The organism is Allobosea sp. P1_B10 (genome assembly GCF_056406735.1).
Window position 1 is genome coordinate 505,047 of record NZ_JBFTZP010000002.1, and the last position, 19,257, is coordinate 524,303.

A 19,257-nucleotide genomic window follows, 5' to 3' on the forward strand; every position below is an offset into this window, starting at 1 on the left:
CGAACGGCTGCCGCCGTGGCGGCCACTTGGGGGCATCACGATGGCAGGCTATTTCCCGAATTGGACCTTGAAGACGTCCGGCGATGTGATGCCGGACGAGAGGCTGCCGACCGGCCAGACGATCATCGCGGGCCTCCAGCATGTCGTGGCGATGTTCGGCTCGACCGCGCTGGCGCCAATCATCATGGGGTTCGACCCCAACGTCGCAATCTTCTTCTCGGGGATCGCGACCCTGCTCTTCTTCGTGATCACGCGCGGTCAGTTGCCGAGCTATCTCGGCTCGTCCTTCGCCTTCATCGGCGTCGTAATGGCCGCAAGCGGCTATGGCGGCAGCGGGCCCAACGTCAATATCGGACTGGCGCTGGGCGGCATCATCGCCTGCGGCGCGGTTTATGCCGCAATCGGCCTGTTGGTGCAGGCGATCGGTACGGCCTGGATCGAGAAGCTGCTGCCGCCGGTGGTGACGGGCGCGGTCGTCGCTGCGATCGGGCTCAATCTTACCGCGGTCGCGATGAACATGATCTCGGCCAGCCCCTATACCAAGTGGATCGCGCTGTTCACGGTCGTGGCGGTGGCCTTGGTGGCCGTCTATGGCCGTGGCCTGGCCCAACGCCTGCCGGTGCTGATCGGCGGCCTCGCGACCTATCTGCTCTACGCGGTGACGGCCTCCAGCTTCGGCGCGCCGCCGGTTGATTTCACCAAGGTCGCGGCCGCGGCCTGGTTCGGCCTGCCGAACTTCGTCGCGCCAGTCTTCGAGTTCAAGGCGATGGCGCTGATCGCGCCCGTGGCAATCATCCTGGTCGCGGAGAACCTCGGGCACATCAAGGGCATCGCCGTGATGACCGGCCGCAACTACGATCACATGATCGGTCGAGGCTTCTTCGCCGACGGCGTCGCCACCATGATCGCGGGCTCCGGCGGCGGCACCGGCGTCACCACCTATGCCGAGAACATGGGTGTCATGGCCGTCACCCGCGTCTACTCCACACTGGTCTTCGTCGCGGCGGGTGTCATCGCGCTGCTGCTCGGGTTCTCGCCGAAGTTCGGCGCGGTCATCGGCACGATCCCGGTCGCGGTCCTGGGCGGCCTCGCCGTCGTCGTGTTCGGCCTGATCGCCGCGACCGCCGGCCGGATCTGGGTCGAGAACAAGGTCAACTTCTCCGAGCCCAAGAACCTGCTGACGGTGGCGACCGCACTGATCCTGGGCGCCGGCGACCTGAAGTTGCCGATCTTCGGCTTCGAGCTGGGCGGCATCGGCACCGCGACCTTCGCCGCGATTCTGCTCTACCACCTGCTGAACCGCCGCGCCGCCTGAAGACGCGCACAGGGGCGGCCCGCACAGGCCGCCCCATTCTCGAAAACAGCCATCCCGACGCATAATCGTGCATGACTTTGGTTCTTTGTGACGAAATCGACCAAGTGCACAAACCGCCTCATTATTTTGGCGGGGTGGGTGGACACAGCAGGGGGTGTTTGTTACATCCCCGTCACGCCAGACGCGGTTCGCGCCGCTGACCGGCGGCGCCGGTGGCGAATGGGTGATTAGCTCAGTTGGTAGAGCAGCTGACTCTTAATCAGCGGGTCGTAGGTTCGAGCCCTACATCACCCACCACGGCCAAATTCTTGAGATGATGTGATTTTCCCTCTTTGAGGGAGCGGAAGCCGGTGCTGAGAAGCGCCGGCGTTTTTGCTTGTGCTTAGTGGGCTGCGTTCAGCGTTGAGTTCGTAGACAGATCTGGCCGGCATCCTCGGTTCTTTCCCGGTGAAGCGCCTCATCCCGGGCGCCTGAAGGCGTCTCGGGATCTATCGCGGAGCGCTGGCGCACTTCGATGGGTCCTGGACCTGCGCCGCTTCGCGGCTGATCCAGGATGACGGCTAATCCGTTGCCTCAGGCCTGCACAGGCAGGCTCGACAGGAATGAGCGGTAGGCGGGATTGGCCGACTCGTCCCAGTAGGGATAGCCGAGCGCGTCGAGGTTGTGAGTCAGCTTGGCGCGCTCATGGGCCGGGATCTGGATGCCTGCCAGCACGCGGCCATAATCGGCGCCGTGGTTGCGATAGTGGAACAGCGAGATGTTCCAGCTTCCCGACAGGCTGTTCAGGAACTTGAGCAGGGCGCCCGGGCGCTCCGGGAACTGGAAGCGGAAGATCATCTCGTCGCCGAGCCCGTCTGCCTGTCCGCCGACCATGTAGCGCACATGCAGCTTGGCGAGTTCGTTGTCGCTCATGTCGAGCACGGCATAGCCCTGCTCGGCGAGCATGGCGATGATCTGGCGCTTTTCGGCTTCGCCCTCGCTGAGTTGCACGCCGACAAAAATGCGCGCCTCCTTGGGGTCGCTGTAGCGATAGTTGAATTCCGTGATCGCGCGCTTGCCCAGCAGCCGGATGAAGTTCCGGTAGCTGCCGGGCCGTTCGGGAATCGTGACTGCAAGCAGGGCCTCGCGCTGCTCGCCGATCTCGGCGCGCTCGGCGATGTGGCGCAAGCGGTCGAAGTTCATGTTCGCGCCGCTATTGATCGCGACCAGCGAGCGCCCGGCACCGCGTCCGCGCGCGGCGTAGGCCTTGAGCCCCGCAAGGCTGACCGCGCCCGAGGGTTCGGCGACGGCGCGGGTATCCTCGAAGATGTCCTTGATTGCGGCGCAGATCTCATCAGTCGAGACCGTGATGACCTCGTCCAGGAATTCGCGGCAGAGCCGGAATGCTTCCTCGCCGGCCTGCCGCACGGCGACGCCGTCGGCGAACAGCCCGACCTGATCGAGCACGATGCGCGACCCCGCGGCCAGCGCGCCGGCCATGGAGGCCGCTTCCTCCGGCTCGACACCGATCACCTTGATGTCCGGCCGCAGGAACTTTGCGTAGACCGCGATGCCGGCGGCCAGGCCTCCGCCGCCAATGGGGACGAAGATGGCCTCGATCGGATCGGGGTGCTGGCGCAGGATCTCCATGCCGACGGTGCCCTGACCGGCGATCACGTCGGGGTCGTCATAGGGGTGGACGAAGGTCTGGCCCTTCTCGGCCTCCAGATGCCGGGCATGGGCATAGGCGTCGTCGAAACTTTCGCCATGGAGGACGACATGCCCGCCGAGTGCCCGCACCGCCTGCACCTTGATGTCGGGCGTGGTGCGCGGCATCACGATGGTGGCCTTCAGGCCGAGCTTGCGGGCGGCCAGGGCCACGCCTTGTGCATGATTGCCGGCCGAGGCGCAGATGACGCCGCGCTCGCCCTGTTGGGCGGAGAGGCCTGCCATCTTGTTGTAGGCGCCGCGCAGCTTGAACGAGAAGACGGGCTGCAAGTCCTCGCGCTTCAGGCTGATGCGAGCGCCGAGCCGGGCCGAGAGCCTCGGCATGGCGTCGAGAGGGCTCTCGATCGCGACGTCATAGACGCGGGCGCCGAGGATTTTGCGGATGTAATCGTGCACCGGGCCAATTCCTTCAGGTTTGGGCCCGGCGATAGTCCCGATCGCAGCGAAGTCAATCGCCGGCGCGCCGAATACTGCCGGTGTCAGCGAGCCGCGATGATCGAGGCGATCATGCCACTGACGCTGTTGATCAGGATGTACTGCCTGTCGACCTTGACCCAACGCTGGCCGGGCCGCGGTGCACGCAGTCCATGATGGCGATAGTCGGTGACGACCTGGCGCCGATAGCTCGAGGGCAGGGCGCGTCCGGCGTGCCAGCGCTGATGCTTCACCATGGCGGGCTTGTGGGCCACATGGTTCTGGGCATGGGCGGGGCCGGCGCGGTGGGCGCCGTTGTGCGGGCCGCTGTGATGGGGCTGGGCGGAGGCGATGGCTGGGGCCAGCAGAATCGGGAGGGCGATGGCCGCGGCGACGAGTGAGAATTTCATGGGGCAGCTCCTTTCGTTCGATGGATGTACTGTCGACGATTGGAGTTAAATGAAATATGAACAGGCAGATTAATTTTATGTAATGATATCGTAACGTAAGGAGAATAGGTGAAACAGCTACAATATATATTGACCAAAAACGGGAGTTGAATGATTTTTCTCTGACGATTATCTGAAATGTTAGTTTAAGTTTCGATCTTTGTGCGCTTCTCTTCGGTCTTGTTCGGTTGTTTGCTCCGGTGTCAGGGCGCGGGGATGCTGCCGGCAAGCGCGTGAATGCCGTTGAGGCCCGATGCCGCCCTGCGGAAATGGCCGCTCCCGCTGTCGTGTTGGGAGGGCGTGTCCCGGAGAAATGCGGCGATAGATCCGTCAGCCCACCCGCGCGCGTTGGTTTGGCTGAGATGTCCGGCGCGAACCTTTGGCGCTGCCCATGCGTTGGCTCTTCAGTTCAGTCAGCATGGAGATCTGCTCAGATGGCAGCAATGACCGAGGTCAGTGGCGGGCCCGCCGGGACACCGATTATGCCCAATCCACCACCGGAGGCGCCGCCGTTGACGCCGACCGAGGTGCCGCCGGCACCGCCGATCGAGTCCCCGCCGGATTCCGAGCCGCAAGGCATTCCGACCGAGCCACCGCCAGAACTGCCGCCGAACGCGCCGCCGGAGGCCCCGCCGGCGACACCTGTCGACCTGCCGCCGGCGCGCGAGCCGCGCCAGCCGCAGGAATAGCTTTCAGAGCGGGGGCGCGTTGCCGCTGCCGATGTCCCAGTAGAGACCGGCCATCAATCCCAGGCCTTCACGGGCGATGGCGACTGGGAGGTGCTCATCAGGCGCATGCTGCGAGCATCCGGGATAGGAGTGCGGGACCCAGATCGTGCGCAGGTTCAGGATCTCCGCAAAGATGTCGTTGGGCAGCGAGCCTCCGAGATTGGGCAGCAGGGCCGGCTTCTTGCCGGTTGATTCGGCGATCGATGCGAGCGTGAAGCGAACCCAGGGATCCTCGGGGTCGAGGCGCGTGGCGCCGAACCGCTCGCTGCCATTGGTGGCAATCTCGACCATGCTGAAGCCGTGCCGGTCGAGATGACGGCGCAGGGCGGGGATCACCTCATTGGGGTCGATGCCGACGACGAAGCGCAGCTGGCAGCGCGCCCAGGCATTGGGCGGGACGGCGTTGACGGGCGTCTCAGGCACTCCCGATTTCATCGCCAGCACGTCGAAGGAGCACCAGCCGAAAACCTGCTCGGCGGGCGATAGACCAGCCTCGCCCCAGTTGGGGTCGATCTGGGGACCGTCGGGCCCGCCATCGATGATGCAGTCGGCCACCGCCTCGCGTACGGCGCGCGGCAGTTCCGTCGGCACCCACTCATGGATGCGGATCTGGCCGGTGGGCGAAGCGATCGAGGCGATCGCATGGGCGAGCTGGATCGCGGGATCGGAGAGGATGCCGCCCCAGTTGCCGGAGTGATGACCGCCCTCGCGGGCGACGATCGACAGGTCGAAGGTGATGACGCCGCGCGCGCCGAGGAAGACGGTCGGCCGCTCTGCGTTCAGGCGCGGGCCATCCGAGGCGACCAGGATGTCGGCCCGGAACAGCTCCTGCTGCTCCATGCAGAGCTCGCGCAGGCCCGGCGAGCCCGATTCCTCGCCCATCTCGATGAGGTATTTGACGTTGAAGCCGAGCTTGCCGCGCGATTCAAGAACGGCGCGCAAGGCATTGATATTGATGATGTGCTGGCCCTTGTTGTCGACAACACCGCGGCCATAGAAGCGGCCATCGCGCTCGGTCAGCGTCCAGGGCGAGAGGCCTTCGCTCCACTGCTTGTCGAGCCCGCGGATGACGTCGCCATGGCCATAGCCAAAGATCGTCGGCAGTGCGGGATCCTCGATGCGCTGCGCGAGCAGGAAGGGGCCCTTGGCCGTGGGGTGGTTGAGGATCGTGCAGGTGAAACCCAGCGACTCCAGCAGCGGGCGCATTTCGGTTGCGAGATAGGCGGAGAGCACGGGCGCGCGCTCGGGGTTCTGGCTTTCCGTCGGCATGGCAACGAGGCGGGCGAGGTCGCTCTTGAACATGCCGGAATCGAAGTAATCCTGGGCATGGGCGATTGCCTGGGCGCGGGTCATGATGGGTCTCTCCTGCGGTCTCGTTGCGTCCAGCCTTAGCATGTGATCGCTGCCGAGCAGGGGGTACTGCGATGCGCTTTTCGAAGGCCCCCCTTGCCGGGCGCGCAGGTTCGCGCTCATAGGGGCGGCATGAACGAGATCACGCCTGCACCGGCAGAAGCCGCGATCATGGTCCCCCATGCGCATCAGCTTGTCGCGCGGGATGCGATTCTCGCGGCGCGAGCCGCTGGCGCGCCGGGCTTCCTGCTCGGAGACCTGACCGGGCTCGGCAAGACGCTGTCCGCCTGGCTCGCGCTGGCGGCGATGCCGGAGAGCGAGATCCTGGTGATCTGCCCCAAGGGCGCGATCCCGCAATGGCGGCGGACCATGGCGCTCTCGGGTCTCAAGCCCAAGCGCGTCACGCTCATGAACTTCGAGAAGACGAAATCGCTGCTCGCGCCGCCTGCCGACAGCAAGAAGCGCTCGGTGCGGGGCAAGAACAACGAACTTGCCAAGCACGGCGCGCCCAAGCGCATCTGGCCGCTGGTCGTGATCGACGAGGCGCACCGCATCCGCAATCCGAATTCGCAGCAAGGGCTCGTCTGCCGTCAGATGGCGGCTGCCGCATCTTTCACGATCTATATGAGCGCCACAGCTGGCCAATCGCCCCATGAACTGTCCTATCTCGGGCCGTTGCTGGCGCGGGCGGCCGGCATGCCGAGCGAGGACCTCGACGGCTTTCGCGCGCTGATGAAGCGGCTGAAGATCGGCCGGGCCAAGGGGCGCTGGAAGAACTGGAGCTGGGAGCCCAATGAGAGCGACCGCAAGCTGATGGCGGACCTGCTCTATCGCGGCCAGGACGCGATCGGGCTGCGGCGGCGGCCCGAGGAGATCGCGGGATGGCCGGAAGTGCAGCGCGAACTTGCGCCGGTGGCGCTCGATGCCGGTGCGCGCAAGCTCTACGATGCGACCTGGCGCGAATTCCGGCGCGAGCTCGGCCTGGCCGGCGGCTCGACCCGCAAGCCGCAAGGCTGGGCCGCCGATCTGCGTTTCCGGCAGAAGGCGAGCCTGCTGCGTATCCCCGGGACGGTCGCGTTCTGCGACGACCTGCTGGGCAATGACGAGCAGGTCGCGGTCTCCGTCGCCTTCCTGGAAACCAGCGCCATGCTGGCGGACGCGCTACGTGGGCGCGGCTGGGCTGTGGGCGAGATCAATGGCGAGCATTCAGGCGCGGCCAATGAGGAAACGCGGCTGGCCTTCCAGACGGGCAGGCTAGATGCGGTGATCTTCACGGTGACGGAATCGATTTCGCTGCATCGTGGCGAGATGCCGGGCGGGGAGCGCGAGCGCTCTCTGGTCGTCCACGACATGCGTCATTCCGCGATCCAACTGCAGCAGATCGAAGGTCGCTGCCATCGCGACGGCCAGCACGCGACGATCTTCTATGCCTATGCTGAGGACACGGTTGAGGAGGCCGTCGCGGGCACGGTCATCACGCGCATGGCGGCGATGGACGGGCTCGCCGGCGACGACACCCGCATGCTGGAGGCGATCGCGGGGATTGTGGAGGCGCGCGCGGCCTGATCCGTCGATGCGGCGCTGGCTCCGGTCCCGAGGGCAGAGCGCCTGCGGAGAGGTTCCGGGATGGATCCCGGGTCACCCCCTGTTCGCCCGGGATGCCCCACATGTCGTTTGGCCTGTAAGGGCTACCTCGCCAGCGCGATGCGCGCTGCGGAACAAGCGCTGCTATCTTCGGTTCAGCTTGAGGCCCGATTTGCGGCCGATTGCCTGAAAGCTATCCATGCCCGACGCGCCTCCGCGCAACGTTCCCCTTGTGCGCTCGGCGCCACGCGCGACCTATCGCCTGCAGTTCCACAAGGGTTTTCCGTTTTCGGCCGGGCGCGATCTAGCCCCCTATCTCAGCGAACTCGGGGTCAGCCATGTCTATGCCTCGCCGATCCTGACGGCGCGGGCAGGGTCGATGCATGGCTATGATGTCGTCGACTACGACGCCATCAACCCGGAACTCGGCGGCGAGGCCGGTTTCGAGGAGATGGCGCAAACGCTGCGCAGCCACGGCATCGGCATCATCCTCGACATCGTGCCCAACCACATGGCCGTGGGCGGCGCAGACAACAAGCTCTGGCTCGATTTGCTGAAGCGCGGGCGCGGGAGCGAGTATGCCGAGTGGTTCGACGTCGATTTCGACGGTCCCGATCCGGAGCTGAAGGGTCGGGTTCACGCGCCTTTCCTCGGGACGCCCTATGGCGAGGCGCTTGCGGCGGGCGAACTGTCGCTGGTTGCGCATGGCGAGGGCTACGCGATCGCTTATGGCGAGCACCTGTTTCCGATCCGACCCGAAGACGAGGCCGCGATTGCGGCCAGCGGGATCGAGGCCTTCGCCGAGGCGGGCCGGCTCGGCAAGCTGATTTCCCGGCAGAATTTCCTGCTCGACTGGTGGCGCAATGCCGGCGACCGGATCAACTGGCGGCGCTTCTTCGACATCACGCAGCTCGCGGCAGTGCGAATGGACGTGCCGGCGGCGTTTGCGGCGAAGCACGCCGTGGCCTTGCGGCTCTATCGTGATGGGCTAATCGACGGCCTGCGCATCGACCATGTCGACGGGCTCAGCGACCCCGCCGGTTATTGCATCGAATTGCGTCGGCATCTCGATGCGCTGCAACCCGTCCGGCCTGAGGGGCTGCGAGAGCTGCGCGCCTGGCTGGTGGTGGAGAAGATCCTGGCTTCGGGCGAGCACATCCCGGCCGCGTGGGATGTCGACGGCTCGACCGGCTATGATTTCATGGATCAGGTTTCGGCCCTGCAGCATGACACCACGGCCGCGCCTGTGCTTGCGGCGCATTGGGCGGTGCTGAGTGGCCGCCCCCGCGATTTCCATGGCGAGGAGGTTATCGCGCGCCACCAGATCCTGTCCCATAGTTTTGACGGCCAGCGCGAGCGGCTGGTCGATGCCCTGGAGCAGGCCGGGGCCGAGCATCGCAATGGCGAAGGGATCACGCGCGCGGCGCTGAGGCGGGCCGTGACCGCGCTGATCGCGGAACTGCGGGCGTATCGCAGCTATGCGACGGGTCGCGACGATGGCGTCGGCGCCGGAGAGCGCGTCGAGGCCGCCTTGCGAGCGGCACTGGCCGCCCCGCTGAGCGACCCGCCGGCACTGCGCTTCGTCGCCTCGGTGATTGCGGGCGAGGGCGGCGAGGCGCTGCGGCCGGCGCGCATCACGGCCATCCGGCGCTTCAACCAATTGGCTGCTCCGCTCGCGGCCAAGGCGGTCGAGGACACGGCCTTCTATCGCTATGGGCGCCTGCTTTCGCGCAACGATGTCGGCTTCGATGCCGGCGTCATGGGGCTCGGGGTCGCGGCCTTCCACGCGCTGATGCGGGATCGCGCGAGCCTCGTTCCACGCGCCATGCTGGCGACCGCAACACATGACCACAAGCGTGGCGAGGATGTCCGGGCGCGGCTTGCCGTCATCAGCGAGTGGCCCGATGAGTGGATCGCGGCGACGCAAAGCTGGCGCGATCTCAATCGCACGCAGCGGCCCGACGGCCTCGATGCCGGCGACGAATACATGCTCTACCAGATGCTCGTCGGTGCTTGGCCGCTCGGTCTTTCTGCCGACGACAAGGCCGGCCTGGCCGATCTGGCCGAGCGGCTCGCGGCCTGGTGGCAGAAGGCGATGCGCGAGGCGAAGCTGCACACGGGGTGGGCCGCGCCGAACGAGGTCTACGAGCGCAAGGATGCTCAGTTCGTGGCGGCGTTGCTGACGCCGTCGCGCAGCGCCGCGTTCCTGGCGGAGGTCGCGCGGTTCGTCGAGCGGGTCGCGCGTCCAGGCGCGTCGAACGGCCTGGTCCAGCTGGCTCTGCGCCTGACGGCCCCTGGCGTGCCCGACACCTACCAGGGCACGGAGTTCTGGGATTTCAGCCTGGTCGATCCCGACAACCGCCGCCCGGTCGATTTCGTGGCGCGCCGGATTGCGTTGGCGCAGGACCTGCCGCTCGATCTGCTGGCCGAGCGCTGGCGCGACGGGCGCATCAAGCAGGCGCTGCTGCGCAAGCTGCTCGCCTTCCGGAACAGCCAGCCCCAACTCTTTGCCGAGGGCGCCTATGAGCCGGTGGCGGTGACGGGCGAGAGAAGCGCCCATGTGCTGGCCTTCCTGCGCCGTCATGGCGATGAGGCCGCGCTGGTCGTCGTCGCGCGCTGCTGCGCGCAGGGCCTACGATCTGGCGACGCGCTGGCCCCCAGCCGCGACTGGTGGGGCGATACGCGCATCGCGCTGCCGGCTTATGGCGAGGCACACGCGGTCATCGGGCCCGAGCTCGCGCCCAGTGGCGAACTCGCTGTCGGCGAGGCGCTGGCGGTGGCCCCGATTGGGGTGTGGGCGCTGGACCTGGGCTGAGGTCGACGGGACCAAACCCGTAATTCAGGGGCGAGCCTGGAAGCCATGACCACGAGGTCGACGCAGAAAACAGCGTCTGCATCCTTATCGCTCATCTTGGACAACGCCCCCTGTCCTCAGCTGCCGCCCTCCCGCGGCGGCCCCAAATGCGCGAGGCGCTGGCGGACGCTGGCGTCGTCGAGCAAGGTCTCGGCAGGGCCGTCCAGCCGATGGCGCCAGTTCGGTTTTTCGGTCGTGGTGCCGGGCACGTTCGGCTGGGTCTCGATGCCGAGTGCATCCTCGATCGGCAGCAGTTTCAGCGTGCAGGGCGTCTTAGCGATATAGCGGATTGCGGCGTCGACCACAGGCGCGGTGTCGTGCGGCGCCGGGCGCTCGCCCTCGACCAGTCCGTTGTTCTGGAAGGCGCCCCAGAGCATGCCGCGATCCCAGGCGCGGAGATCCTGCAGGGGGCCGTCCTCGGGCTCGAGGTCGGCTCCGGCCCACCAGCCGGCGGTGGCGATGAGATCATGCGTCGAGGTCAACGCGGCTGCCGCCGGCGCCCAGTGCTCGGGCGAGATGTAGCCCTCGTCGGATTTCTCGAAGCGCAGCACGCGCAGACCCGCGACGCCCTGCTCGCGCAGGTAATCGCGGAAACCGTCTGGCAGGGTGCCGAGGTCCTCGCCGATGACGATGGCCTTGTGCCGCCAGGACTCGAGCGCGATCAGGCGAAACAGCGTCTCCGAGGGGAAGGTGACATAGGCGCCGTCGAGCGCGCTCGCGCCTTCCGGAACCAGCCAGAGCCGGCTCATCCCCATGACGTGATCGATGCGAATGCCGCCGACATAGCGCAGGCTGGCGCGCAGCGTTTCGATGAAGGGCGCAAAGCCCGACGCGGCCAGCCCGCGAGGCGAGAAGGTGGTCAGGCCCCAGCTCTGGCCATCGGCGGAATAATAGTCGGGCGGAGCGCCGACGCTGAGCCCTCCCAGCACCTCGTGCTGGCGGCTCCAGGCATGGCTGCCCGAACCGTCCATGCCGATGGCGAGATCGGCGATCAGGCCGACCTTCATGCCACTCTCGCGGCAGACGCGCTGGGCTTCGCCATAGGAGCGCCCGGTCAGCCATTGCAGAAAGATCTGGTAGGCGATCTCGTCGCCATGTTCGGCGGCGAAGGCGGCGACCTCCGGGCTGTCCGGGTCGCGATAGGGCGCCTGCCAGTTCCGCCAGCTCCAGGCGCCGGGGTTCAGGCGCAGCTGGGCGGCGTGGAGCGCCTCGAAAGTGGCATGGGCTTTCAGCAGGGGGGAGGCATCGGCCAGCGCGCGCTCGAATTCGGTGCGCGCCGGATCGCTCGCATGATCGGGGCCGCGCAGCGCCTCGAACAGGCCACGCAGCAGGCTGTGCCGCACCGGGGTCGCCGACAGCCAGTCGATCTGGGCAAGGCCGGAGAGCTCTGCCATGCGCCCGCCAAGGCCTGCCTGCTCGATCACGCTTTGCAGCATCACCTCGGGTAGGACCGCGAGCGGGTCGGCGTGCAGCGGATTGTAGAACAGCCGGGTCGACGGTGAGTAGGGGCTGAAATGGGCGGGCTCCGCGCCATAGAGCGCATGCACCGGACTGATCGCGAGGGCGTCGGCGCCGCGTCGCGCCGCGCTGCGGGCGAGGTCGGCGACCCCCGCGAAATTGCCGACGCCGCCATCGTCGCGCGAGCGGAGGGAATAGATCTGGGCCGCGAGCCCCCAGCCGTTCGCACCGTCGTTGAGATCGCCGAATGTAATGCATCGCTCGGGGGCGGTGGCGACGGTGAAATCGCCTTCCGCCGTCCGGACCGTGTGATAGCCGGGTTCGTCGAAGGCCGGCAGGGTGAGGGCGCCGTCATAGCCCTCCTCCGATGTCACGACGCGATGCGCGCCGTTCTCCATGGCGACCTCGACGCTGGTGCCGCCGGGAGCATGCAGCGGCAGGCTGACCTTCTGGCCGATACGCGCCGTGGTGAAATGCGAGGTCGCCGCAGCATTGACGCCGCTTTCCAGCATCGAGAGCGAGTTGCGCAGGGCGGAGTCGCTGTCGGCGGGCAGCCCGAGCGCCGCGAGGATGGCACGCAGGCTGTCGGGAGCCACGGCGCGTTCGGTGCCGGCCTGATCGGTCCAATGCGGCGCGACGCCGGCCTTGGCCGCAAGCTGGCGCAGGGTTTCGTCGCTCATGGGAGGCTCCGCATATCAGTCTGAAAGAAGCGCGCACGAATCGCGCCGTGATCGATGGTTTCCGGCAGGCCGCCCGGAATAATTGTCTGGTGGGGCGGCATGCGCACGATCGATCAGCCCATTGCCGCGTCATGCTCGAGCACGATCAGTCCGAGCGGCGGCAGGGTCAGGGGAAGGCTCTGCGCCTGCCCATGGGCTGCGATCGCGTCGGTTCGGCGCTCGCCGCCATTGCCCAACCCCGCGCCACCGTATTCGCCCGCATCGCTGTTCAGGCGTTCGCGCCAGAGGCCGGGCCGCGAGACACCGATGCGGTAGTCGTGGCGCGGCACCGGCGTCATGTTGGCGACCACGAGCACGTCGCCCGTTCCCGGGCCGCCGAAGCGGCCGAAGGCGAAGACGGAGTTCGCGCTGTCATTGCCGACGATCCAGGCAAAGCCTTCCGGCGCATGATCGAGCCGGTGCAGCGCCGGCGTCCCGCGATAGATCGCGTTGAGATCGCGCACCAGTTTCGAGACGCCCTGCCGGCGCTCGTCGTCGGCATGAGGCCAGGGAAAGGGCGCATCGACCGACCATTCGGCTTCGGCGCCGAATTCGCAGCCCATGAACAGCAGCTTCTTGCCGGGATGTGTCCACATCAGCGCGAGGCACAGCCGCAGATTGGCGAAGCGCTGCCAGTCGTCCCCGGGCATGCGCGAGAGCAACGAGCCTTTGCCGTGCACGACCTCGTCATGGGAGATCGGCAGAACGAAATTCTCGGAGAAGGCGTAGATCAACCCGAAGGTGATGTCGTCGCCATGATGGCCGCGATAGAGCGGGTCGTGCGCGAAGAAGCGCAGCGTGTCGTGCATCCAGCCCATGTTCCATTTGAAGTGGAAGCCGAGCCCGCCATGATGCACCGGCGAGGTCACGCCGGGCCAGGCGGTCGATTCCTCCGCAATCGTGATCGCGCCACGGCCACGAGAGCCCACCAGGGTATTCAGCTCCTGGAAGAAGCTCACGGCCTCGAGATTCTCGCGCCCGCCGAGATGATTGGGGACCCATTCGCCAGGCTTGCGGCTGTAGTCGCGGTAGAGCATCGAGGCCACGGCATCGACGCGCAGGCCGTCGAGATGGAAGGTCTCGAGCCAGAACAGCGCCGACGCGATGAGGAAGCCGCGCACCTCGCGGCGGCCGACATTGTAGATCAGCGTGTTCCAGTCGATGTGAAAGCCCTGGCGCGGGTCCTCGTGCTCGTAGAGGGCGGTTCCGTCGAAGCGGGCAAGGCCATGCTCGTCGGACGGGAAGTGTGCCGGCACCCAGTCGAGGATCACGCCGATGCCCGCTGCATGGCAGCGGTCGACGAAGCGGGCAAAGGCCTCGGGCGGGCCGAGCCGGGCGGTTGGCGCGTACATGCCCAGCGGCTGGTAGCCCCAGGAGCCGCCAAAGGGGTGCTCGGTGATCGGCATCAACTCGATATGGCTGAAGCCCATGTGCTGGATGTAGGGGATCAGGCGGTCGACCGCCTCGTCCCATGAGCCCATCTGGCCCCATTCTGTGCGCAGCCAGGAGCCGACATGGACCTCGTAGGTCGAGATCGGCTCCGACATCGGATGGGCGCGGGCGCGCGCGGCGAGCCACTCGCCGTCGCTCCAGGAGAACTCGGCCGGCTGGGCCACCACGGAACCGGTGCGCGGCGGCAACTCAGTGCAGCGCGCCAGCGGATCGGCCTTCCAGGGCAGGCGCTCGCCCGAGGACGCCGTGATTGCGTATTTGTAGACAGCGCCGGCCTGAGCGCCGGGAATGAAGAGTTCCCAGACGCCTGGGCCGAGCCGGCGGCGCATGGGGTGGCGACGCAGATCCCAGCCGTTGAAGTCGCCGACAACAGCCACATGGGCGGCGTTTGGCGCCCAGACCGCGAAGACGACACCCTCGACACCGTCGATATTGCGCAGGTTGGCGCCCAGCCGGGTCGACAGGTCGAAATGACGTCCCTCGGCGAACAGATAGATGTCGTCCTCGGAGAGCAGCAAGCCGAAGCTGTAGGCATCGGCGGATTCGGTGATTCCGCCCGGCCAGGCGGCGCGCAAGCGGTAGGGTGCCTCGGGATCGATGGCGGCTTCAAACAGGCCGTTGCCCTGGTCGACCATGGCGGTAGCATGCCGCGTCTCGCCATCCCCGGTCACGATCTCGACGTAGTTCGCGCCGGGCAGGAAGGTGCGCACCATGCTGCCGCCATCGACCGCGTGCCGCCCGAGGATCGCGAACGGGTCGGGGTGGCGGCCCTCCTGCAGCAGCGCGATGTCGCGAGCCGGGAGGCTTGGCAGCCTGAGAGGAATCTGTCGCGTCATGGGCAGGTGTCTCGCAGTAAAAGCTCTTCCACGGCGAACGCGGAATCAGTCATGATGCAACGCAACAGTGGTAGCATCCGTTCCTGAGCGAAGAGCCGGAAAGCGCCTCGGACGACGACGGAACCAAAGCTTCCACGGCAGGGTTGTCTCACGCGCGACACCAGCGCGACAGGGAGCAGTTCGATGAGCCGCGAGCAGATCATCCGGGATACCGCCTATGCCATATGGGAAGCTGAGGGGAAGCCGGACGGTCGCGCATCGCAGCACTGGCGCCAGGCCGAGGAGCACGTCGCGGCCAGCCTGACCAGCTCGAAAGCACCTGCCAAGGGTACGGTCCCGGCTTCGGCCAAGACCGCCCAGGCAGAGGCCAAGCCGCCGGCCAAAGTCGCTGCGACCAAGCCCGCAGCAGCCAAGCCTCCTGCAGCAAAGGCCGTTCCCGGCAAGGCAGCAAAGCCGACACCCACCGACAGGACGCACTGAAGGGAGCCTTTTGGCTCCCGATGCATCGCCGCACGGCGCCCTGGCTGCCGTGAGCTGGTCAGGCTGCCAGCGCCTTGGCGTAGAGATCGGCATAGCGATGCGTCGGACGGCTCCAGTCGAAGCGCTTGGCCATGGCGTGCTCGCGCATCTGCTTGAAGGCGCGCTTGGTCTTGTAGGCCTGCAGCGCACGGGTCACGGCCGAAGTCAGGCCGGCGCCGGTGAGGGACGAGAACAGGAAGCCCGACAGTCCGTCCTCGATGGTGTCGACGAGGCCGCCGGTCCGATAGGCGATCGGCAGGGTGCCGCAGCGCTGGGCATACATCTGGCTCAGCCCGCAGGGCTCGAAGCGTGATGGCATCAGCAGGAAGTCGCTGGCTGCGAAGATCCGCCGCGCCTCGGCATCGTCGAACCCGATGCGGGCCGCTATCGCCTGCGGGTTCTGCTTGGCAAGCCGCTCGACCGCATCCTCCAGCCGCGGCTCGCCGCGCCCGGTGACGACGAGTTGGCCGCCATTGGCGACGATGGTCTCGGCCGCCTCTATCGAGAGATCGATGCCCTTCTGATGGACCAGCCGCGAGATGATCGAGAAGAGCGGTCCGTTCGACTGCGGCAATTCAAAGGTCTTGCGGATCGCCGAGGCGTTCTGGTTCTTCCATTGGCGGACCATCTGAGCATGGGTCTTGGTCGCGCCGATGGGCGAACTCCAGCTGTCGTCGATGCCGTTGACGATACCCGTCAGGCGCCCCTCGTCCATGCGGGTCTTGAGCAGCCCCTCGAGCCCGCAACCATGCTCTGCCGTGGTGATTTCGTGGGCATAGGTCTCGCTGACCGTGGTCACATGCGAGCCATAGAAGATACCGGCCTTCAGGAACGAGACCTTCCCATGGAATTCCGCACCGTTGACCGAGAATGCAAGGTCGGGAATCCCGAGCGCGCCCATGCGTGCAGGCTGGTACAGGCCCTGATAGGCGAGGTTGTGGATCGTCAGGATCGAGGGCGTGGTCAGCCCCTTCCAGCGCAGATAGCCCGTCGCGAGCGCCGACGGCCAGTCGTTGACGTGGAGGATATCGGGCTTCCAGTTGGGATCAGCCTCGCCGGCGGCCAGTTCGGCTGCGGCCAAGGAGAGCCGTGCGAAACGGATATCGTTGTCGCCGAAGTCGCCACCGGCATAGGGACCGTAGGGCGAGCCTTCACGGTCGTAGAGCTCGTCGCAGAGCACCGCATAGATGGTCAGCCCGTCCGCAGTGGTGAAGCGGCCGAGCGACCAGGGCGGCAGGCTCGCGGTGCGAGGCATCTGCGCGACGACATCCATATTCGGCCTGGCGGCACGGACCTGCCTGAAGCCCGGGATCAGGACGCGGACATCGCAGAAGGCGCGCAACTGGCGGGGAAGGGCAGACGAGACCTCGCCCAGGCCGCCGGCCTTGAGGAAGTCGCCCATCTCGGAGGTGACGAAGAGGAGCCGCGTCGCCGACGGCAGGACCGAGGCGAGTTCGGGGGGACCTTCCTTGACCGCGGGGGCATAATTCAAGGCGTGGCCAGAGGTCGCAGAGGTGGCATCCGGCGCGGGCGGGAGTGAATTTTCGGCCATCATCGACACCTTGGTAAGCTGCGGAATCGAGAACAAGACGGGCGCGCTAAAGTTCCATGTTGCGCTGCAAAACAATCATGCAAATTCGGGGCCGGTTCCGGAACTCTGGGACGCGGAAGCACGTTGCAGGGCAGTATCGAGCTTAACTCTCCGACATGACAAAGCAGTGGCGGTCAGCAGGTCCGCGACCTCTGTCGAGTCCGATCCGCGCAAGGGGCAGACATGGCTGACGACAAGGGTACGGGCTTTACGATCGAGGCGGGGCAGGGCACCGAACTGGGTGCGATCCACGACGGCGAAGGCACGAATTTCGCGCTGTTTTCGGCAGCGGCGGAGCGTGTCGAGCTCTGCCTGTTCGACGAAAGCGGCGACGCCGAGATCGCCCGCATCGCCCTGCCGGAATACACCAACGAAATCTGGCATGGATATGTGCCGGGCGTGAAGCCGGGGCAACGCTACGGATACCGTGTGCATGGCCGCTTTGCGCCGGAAGAGGGGCATCGCTTCAACCCCAACAAGCTGCTGCTGGACCCTTACGCCAAGGAGTATGCGGGCGAAGTCAGCTGGAACGACGCGCATTACGGCTATGACGTAGCGGCCGAGACCGACAAGGACCTGAGCTTCAGCGAGCTCGACAGTGCGCCGTTCACGCCCAAATGCGTGGTCTGCGATCTTGCGGCTGATCCGCAGGCGCCAGCGCGCCCGAACGTGCCGTGGGACCGGATGATCTTCTACGAGACGCATGTGCGCGGCTTCACCAAGCTGCATCCGGCGGTGCCCGAGGACCGGCGCGGCACTTTCGACGGGCTCGGAGAGCAGGCGATCGTCGACTACATCAGGAGCCTTGGCGTGACTTCGGTCGAGCTCCTGCCGGTGCACGCCTATCTCGACGACCATCACCTCGTGCCCAAGGGACTGCGCAACTACTGGGGCTACAACTCGATCGGCTTCTTCGCACCGCAGCCGCGCTATGAGGGGCGGGCGGGCCTCGCCTCCTTCCGCGACATGGTGCGGCGCTTCCACGATGCCGGGCTCGAGGTCATCCTGGACGTGGTCTACAACCACACCGCCGAGGGCAACGAGCTGGGGCCGACGCTCTCGTTCAAGGGCATCGACAACTTCTCCTATTACCGCACCATGCCCGACGAGGCCCGCTTCTATATCAACGACACCGGCACCGGGAACACGGTGAACACGAGCCATCCGCGCGTGCTCCAGATGGTCCTGGACTCGCTGCGCTACTGGGTCGAGGTGATGGAGGTCGACGGCTTCCGCTTCGACCTCGGCACCATCCTTGGGCGCGAGCCCCATGGCTTCGACCAGCGCGGCGGCTTCTTCGACGCGATGGGACAGGACCCCGTGCTGCGCAAGGTCAAGCTGATCGGCGAACCCTGGGACATCGGCCCCGGTGGCTATCAGGTCGGCGGCTTCCCGCCGGGCTGGGCCGAGTGGAATGACAAGTACCGCGACACCACCCGCGCCTATTGGAAGGGCGAGGAGGGGATCATCCGCGACCTCGCTGCACGCGTGACCGGCTCGGGCGACGTCTACGACCTGCGCGGCCGACGGCCGTGGTCGAGCGTCAACTTCATCACCGCCCATGACGGCTTCACGCTCAACGACGTCGTGTCCTACAACGACAAGCACAACGACGCGAACGGCGAGGACAACAAGGATGGCCACGGCCATAACCTGTCGTTCAACTTCGGCGTCGAGGGGCCCACAGACGACAAGGGCATCATCGCCGCCCGCGAGCGCCAGAAGCGCAACCTGCTGGCGACGCTGCTGCTGTCGCACGGCACGCCGATGATCCTCGCCGGCGACGAGGCCGGGCATTCCCAGAACGGCAACAACAATGTCTACGCCCAGGACAATGAACTGGCCTGGATCCGCTGGGAGGAGCACAGCGACCGCGACAAGGCGCTGACCGCGTTCGTGCGGCGGCTGACGCAGTTGCGAGCCGAGCACGCGATCTTCCGTCGTGCCAGCTTCCGCGACGGCTGCGTGCTGCGCTGGGTGAACCCCGCCGGCGGCGATCAACTCGAGGAGCACTGGGACGATGACGGCGTGCGCACCATCGGGCTCCTGATGCACACGCCCGAGGTCGAGCAGGGCGGCGACGAAGCCCTGATCCTGTTCAACGCCTTTGAAGGCGACGTCGTGTTCGAACTGCCGGCGCGGGTCAAGAAGGGCGCATGGTCCGTCGTGCTCGATACCGACACCGGGCCGGGTTCCGACGAGGGGCGAAAAGGCCTCAAGGCCGAGAGCGAACTGACCCTATCGCCGCGGTCGCTGATCGTCCTGATGTAGGGCACGCCCG

General features: G+C 66.5%; 12 protein-coding genes and 1 tRNA gene. 7 read left to right on the forward strand and 6 right to left on the reverse strand.

Annotation, left to right across the window (positions count from 1 at the left end; translation table 11 throughout):
• Positions 1–40 precede the first annotated feature (40 nt).
• Together AC1D2L_RS07170 and AC1D2L_RS07175 are read left to right on the forward strand one after the other, a co-directional pair.
• Positions 41–1,315 (forward strand): solute carrier family 23 protein, encoded by a 1,275-nt coding sequence (locus AC1D2L_RS07170; RefSeq protein WP_476845141.1) that lies wholly within the window; start codon positions 41–43, stop codon positions 1,313–1,315.
• A 221-nt stretch (positions 1,316–1,536) separates the two neighbouring features.
• Positions 1,537–1,612 (forward strand) — tRNA-Lys (locus tag AC1D2L_RS07175).
• Positions 1,613–1,888: 276 nt separating this feature from the next.
• On the opposite strand, the gene ilvA is transcribed toward AC1D2L_RS07175, so the two are convergent.
• A complete protein-coding gene (gene ilvA / locus AC1D2L_RS07180) occupies positions 1,889–3,418 on the reverse strand; it encodes a threonine ammonia-lyase, biosynthetic (protein WP_476845142.1) in 1,530 nt (509 codons plus the stop codon).
• Between the two features lie 83 nt (positions 3,419–3,501).
• Positions 3,502–3,846, reverse strand: a complete 345-nt coding sequence (locus tag AC1D2L_RS07185; protein WP_476845143.1) for an RcnB family protein — start codon at positions 3,844–3,846, stop codon at positions 3,502–3,504.
• Between the two features lie 473 nt (positions 3,847–4,319).
• On the opposite strand from AC1D2L_RS07185, the gene AC1D2L_RS07190 reads away from it, so the two are divergent.
• Positions 4,320–4,574 carry a hypothetical protein gene (locus tag AC1D2L_RS07190; RefSeq protein WP_476845144.1) on the forward strand — a complete coding sequence of 85 codons (255 nt, stop codon included), beginning with the start codon at positions 4,320–4,322 and terminating at the stop codon, positions 4,572–4,574.
• Between the two features lie 3 nt (positions 4,575–4,577).
• Here AC1D2L_RS07190 and AC1D2L_RS07195 read toward each other — a convergent pair whose 3' ends face one another.
• Complete coding sequence (locus AC1D2L_RS07195) at positions 4,578–5,966, reverse strand: M20 family metallopeptidase (protein WP_476845145.1); 1,389 nt, start codon at positions 5,964–5,966, stop codon at positions 4,578–4,580.
• 129 nt (positions 5,967–6,095) lie between these two features.
• On the opposite strand from AC1D2L_RS07195, the gene AC1D2L_RS07200 reads away from it, so the two are divergent.
• A complete protein-coding gene (locus AC1D2L_RS07200) occupies positions 6,096–7,529 on the forward strand; it encodes an SNF2-related protein (RefSeq protein WP_476845146.1) in 1,434 nt (477 codons plus the stop codon).
• A gap of 217 nt (positions 7,530–7,746) precedes the next feature.
• The gene (gene treY, locus AC1D2L_RS07205) at positions 7,747–10,362 is read left to right on the forward strand and encodes a malto-oligosyltrehalose synthase (protein ID WP_476845147.1); all 2,616 of its coding nucleotides are present in this window, start codon (positions 7,747–7,749) and stop codon (positions 10,360–10,362) included.
• Positions 10,363–10,478: 116 nt separating this feature from the next.
• Here the strand turns inward: treY and malQ are convergent, their stop codons facing one another.
• Together malQ and glgB are read right to left on the reverse strand one after the other, a co-directional pair.
• Entirely contained in the window at positions 10,479–12,539 is a 2,061-nt protein-coding gene (malQ, locus tag AC1D2L_RS07210; protein ID WP_476845148.1) for a 4-alpha-glucanotransferase, read from the reverse strand.
• Positions 12,540–12,652: 113 nt separating this feature from the next.
• On the reverse strand, positions 12,653–14,866 hold the full coding sequence (gene glgB, locus AC1D2L_RS07215; protein WP_476845149.1) for a 1,4-alpha-glucan branching protein GlgB: 2,214 nt from the start codon (positions 14,864–14,866) through the stop codon (positions 12,653–12,655).
• 183 nt (positions 14,867–15,049) lie between these two features.
• On the opposite strand from glgB, the gene AC1D2L_RS07220 reads away from it, so the two are divergent.
• Positions 15,050–15,346: a DUF2934 domain-containing protein gene (locus AC1D2L_RS07220; RefSeq protein WP_476845150.1), complete on the forward strand. Its 297-nt coding sequence runs from the start codon at positions 15,050–15,052 to the stop codon at positions 15,344–15,346.
• Between the two features lie 58 nt (positions 15,347–15,404).
• Here AC1D2L_RS07220 and glgA read toward each other — a convergent pair whose 3' ends face one another.
• On the reverse strand, positions 15,405–16,877 hold the full coding sequence (gene glgA / locus AC1D2L_RS07225; RefSeq protein ID WP_476845151.1) for a glycogen synthase GlgA: 1,473 nt from the start codon (positions 16,875–16,877) through the stop codon (positions 15,405–15,407).
• Positions 16,878–17,159: 282 nt separating this feature from the next.
• Here glgA and glgX point away from each other — a divergent pair, with 282 nt between their 5' ends.
• Positions 17,160–19,247 carry a glycogen debranching protein GlgX gene (gene glgX, locus AC1D2L_RS07230; protein ID WP_476845152.1) on the forward strand — a complete coding sequence of 696 codons (2,088 nt, stop codon included), beginning with the start codon at positions 17,160–17,162 and terminating at the stop codon, positions 19,245–19,247.
• Positions 19,248–19,257 lie beyond the last annotated feature (10 nt).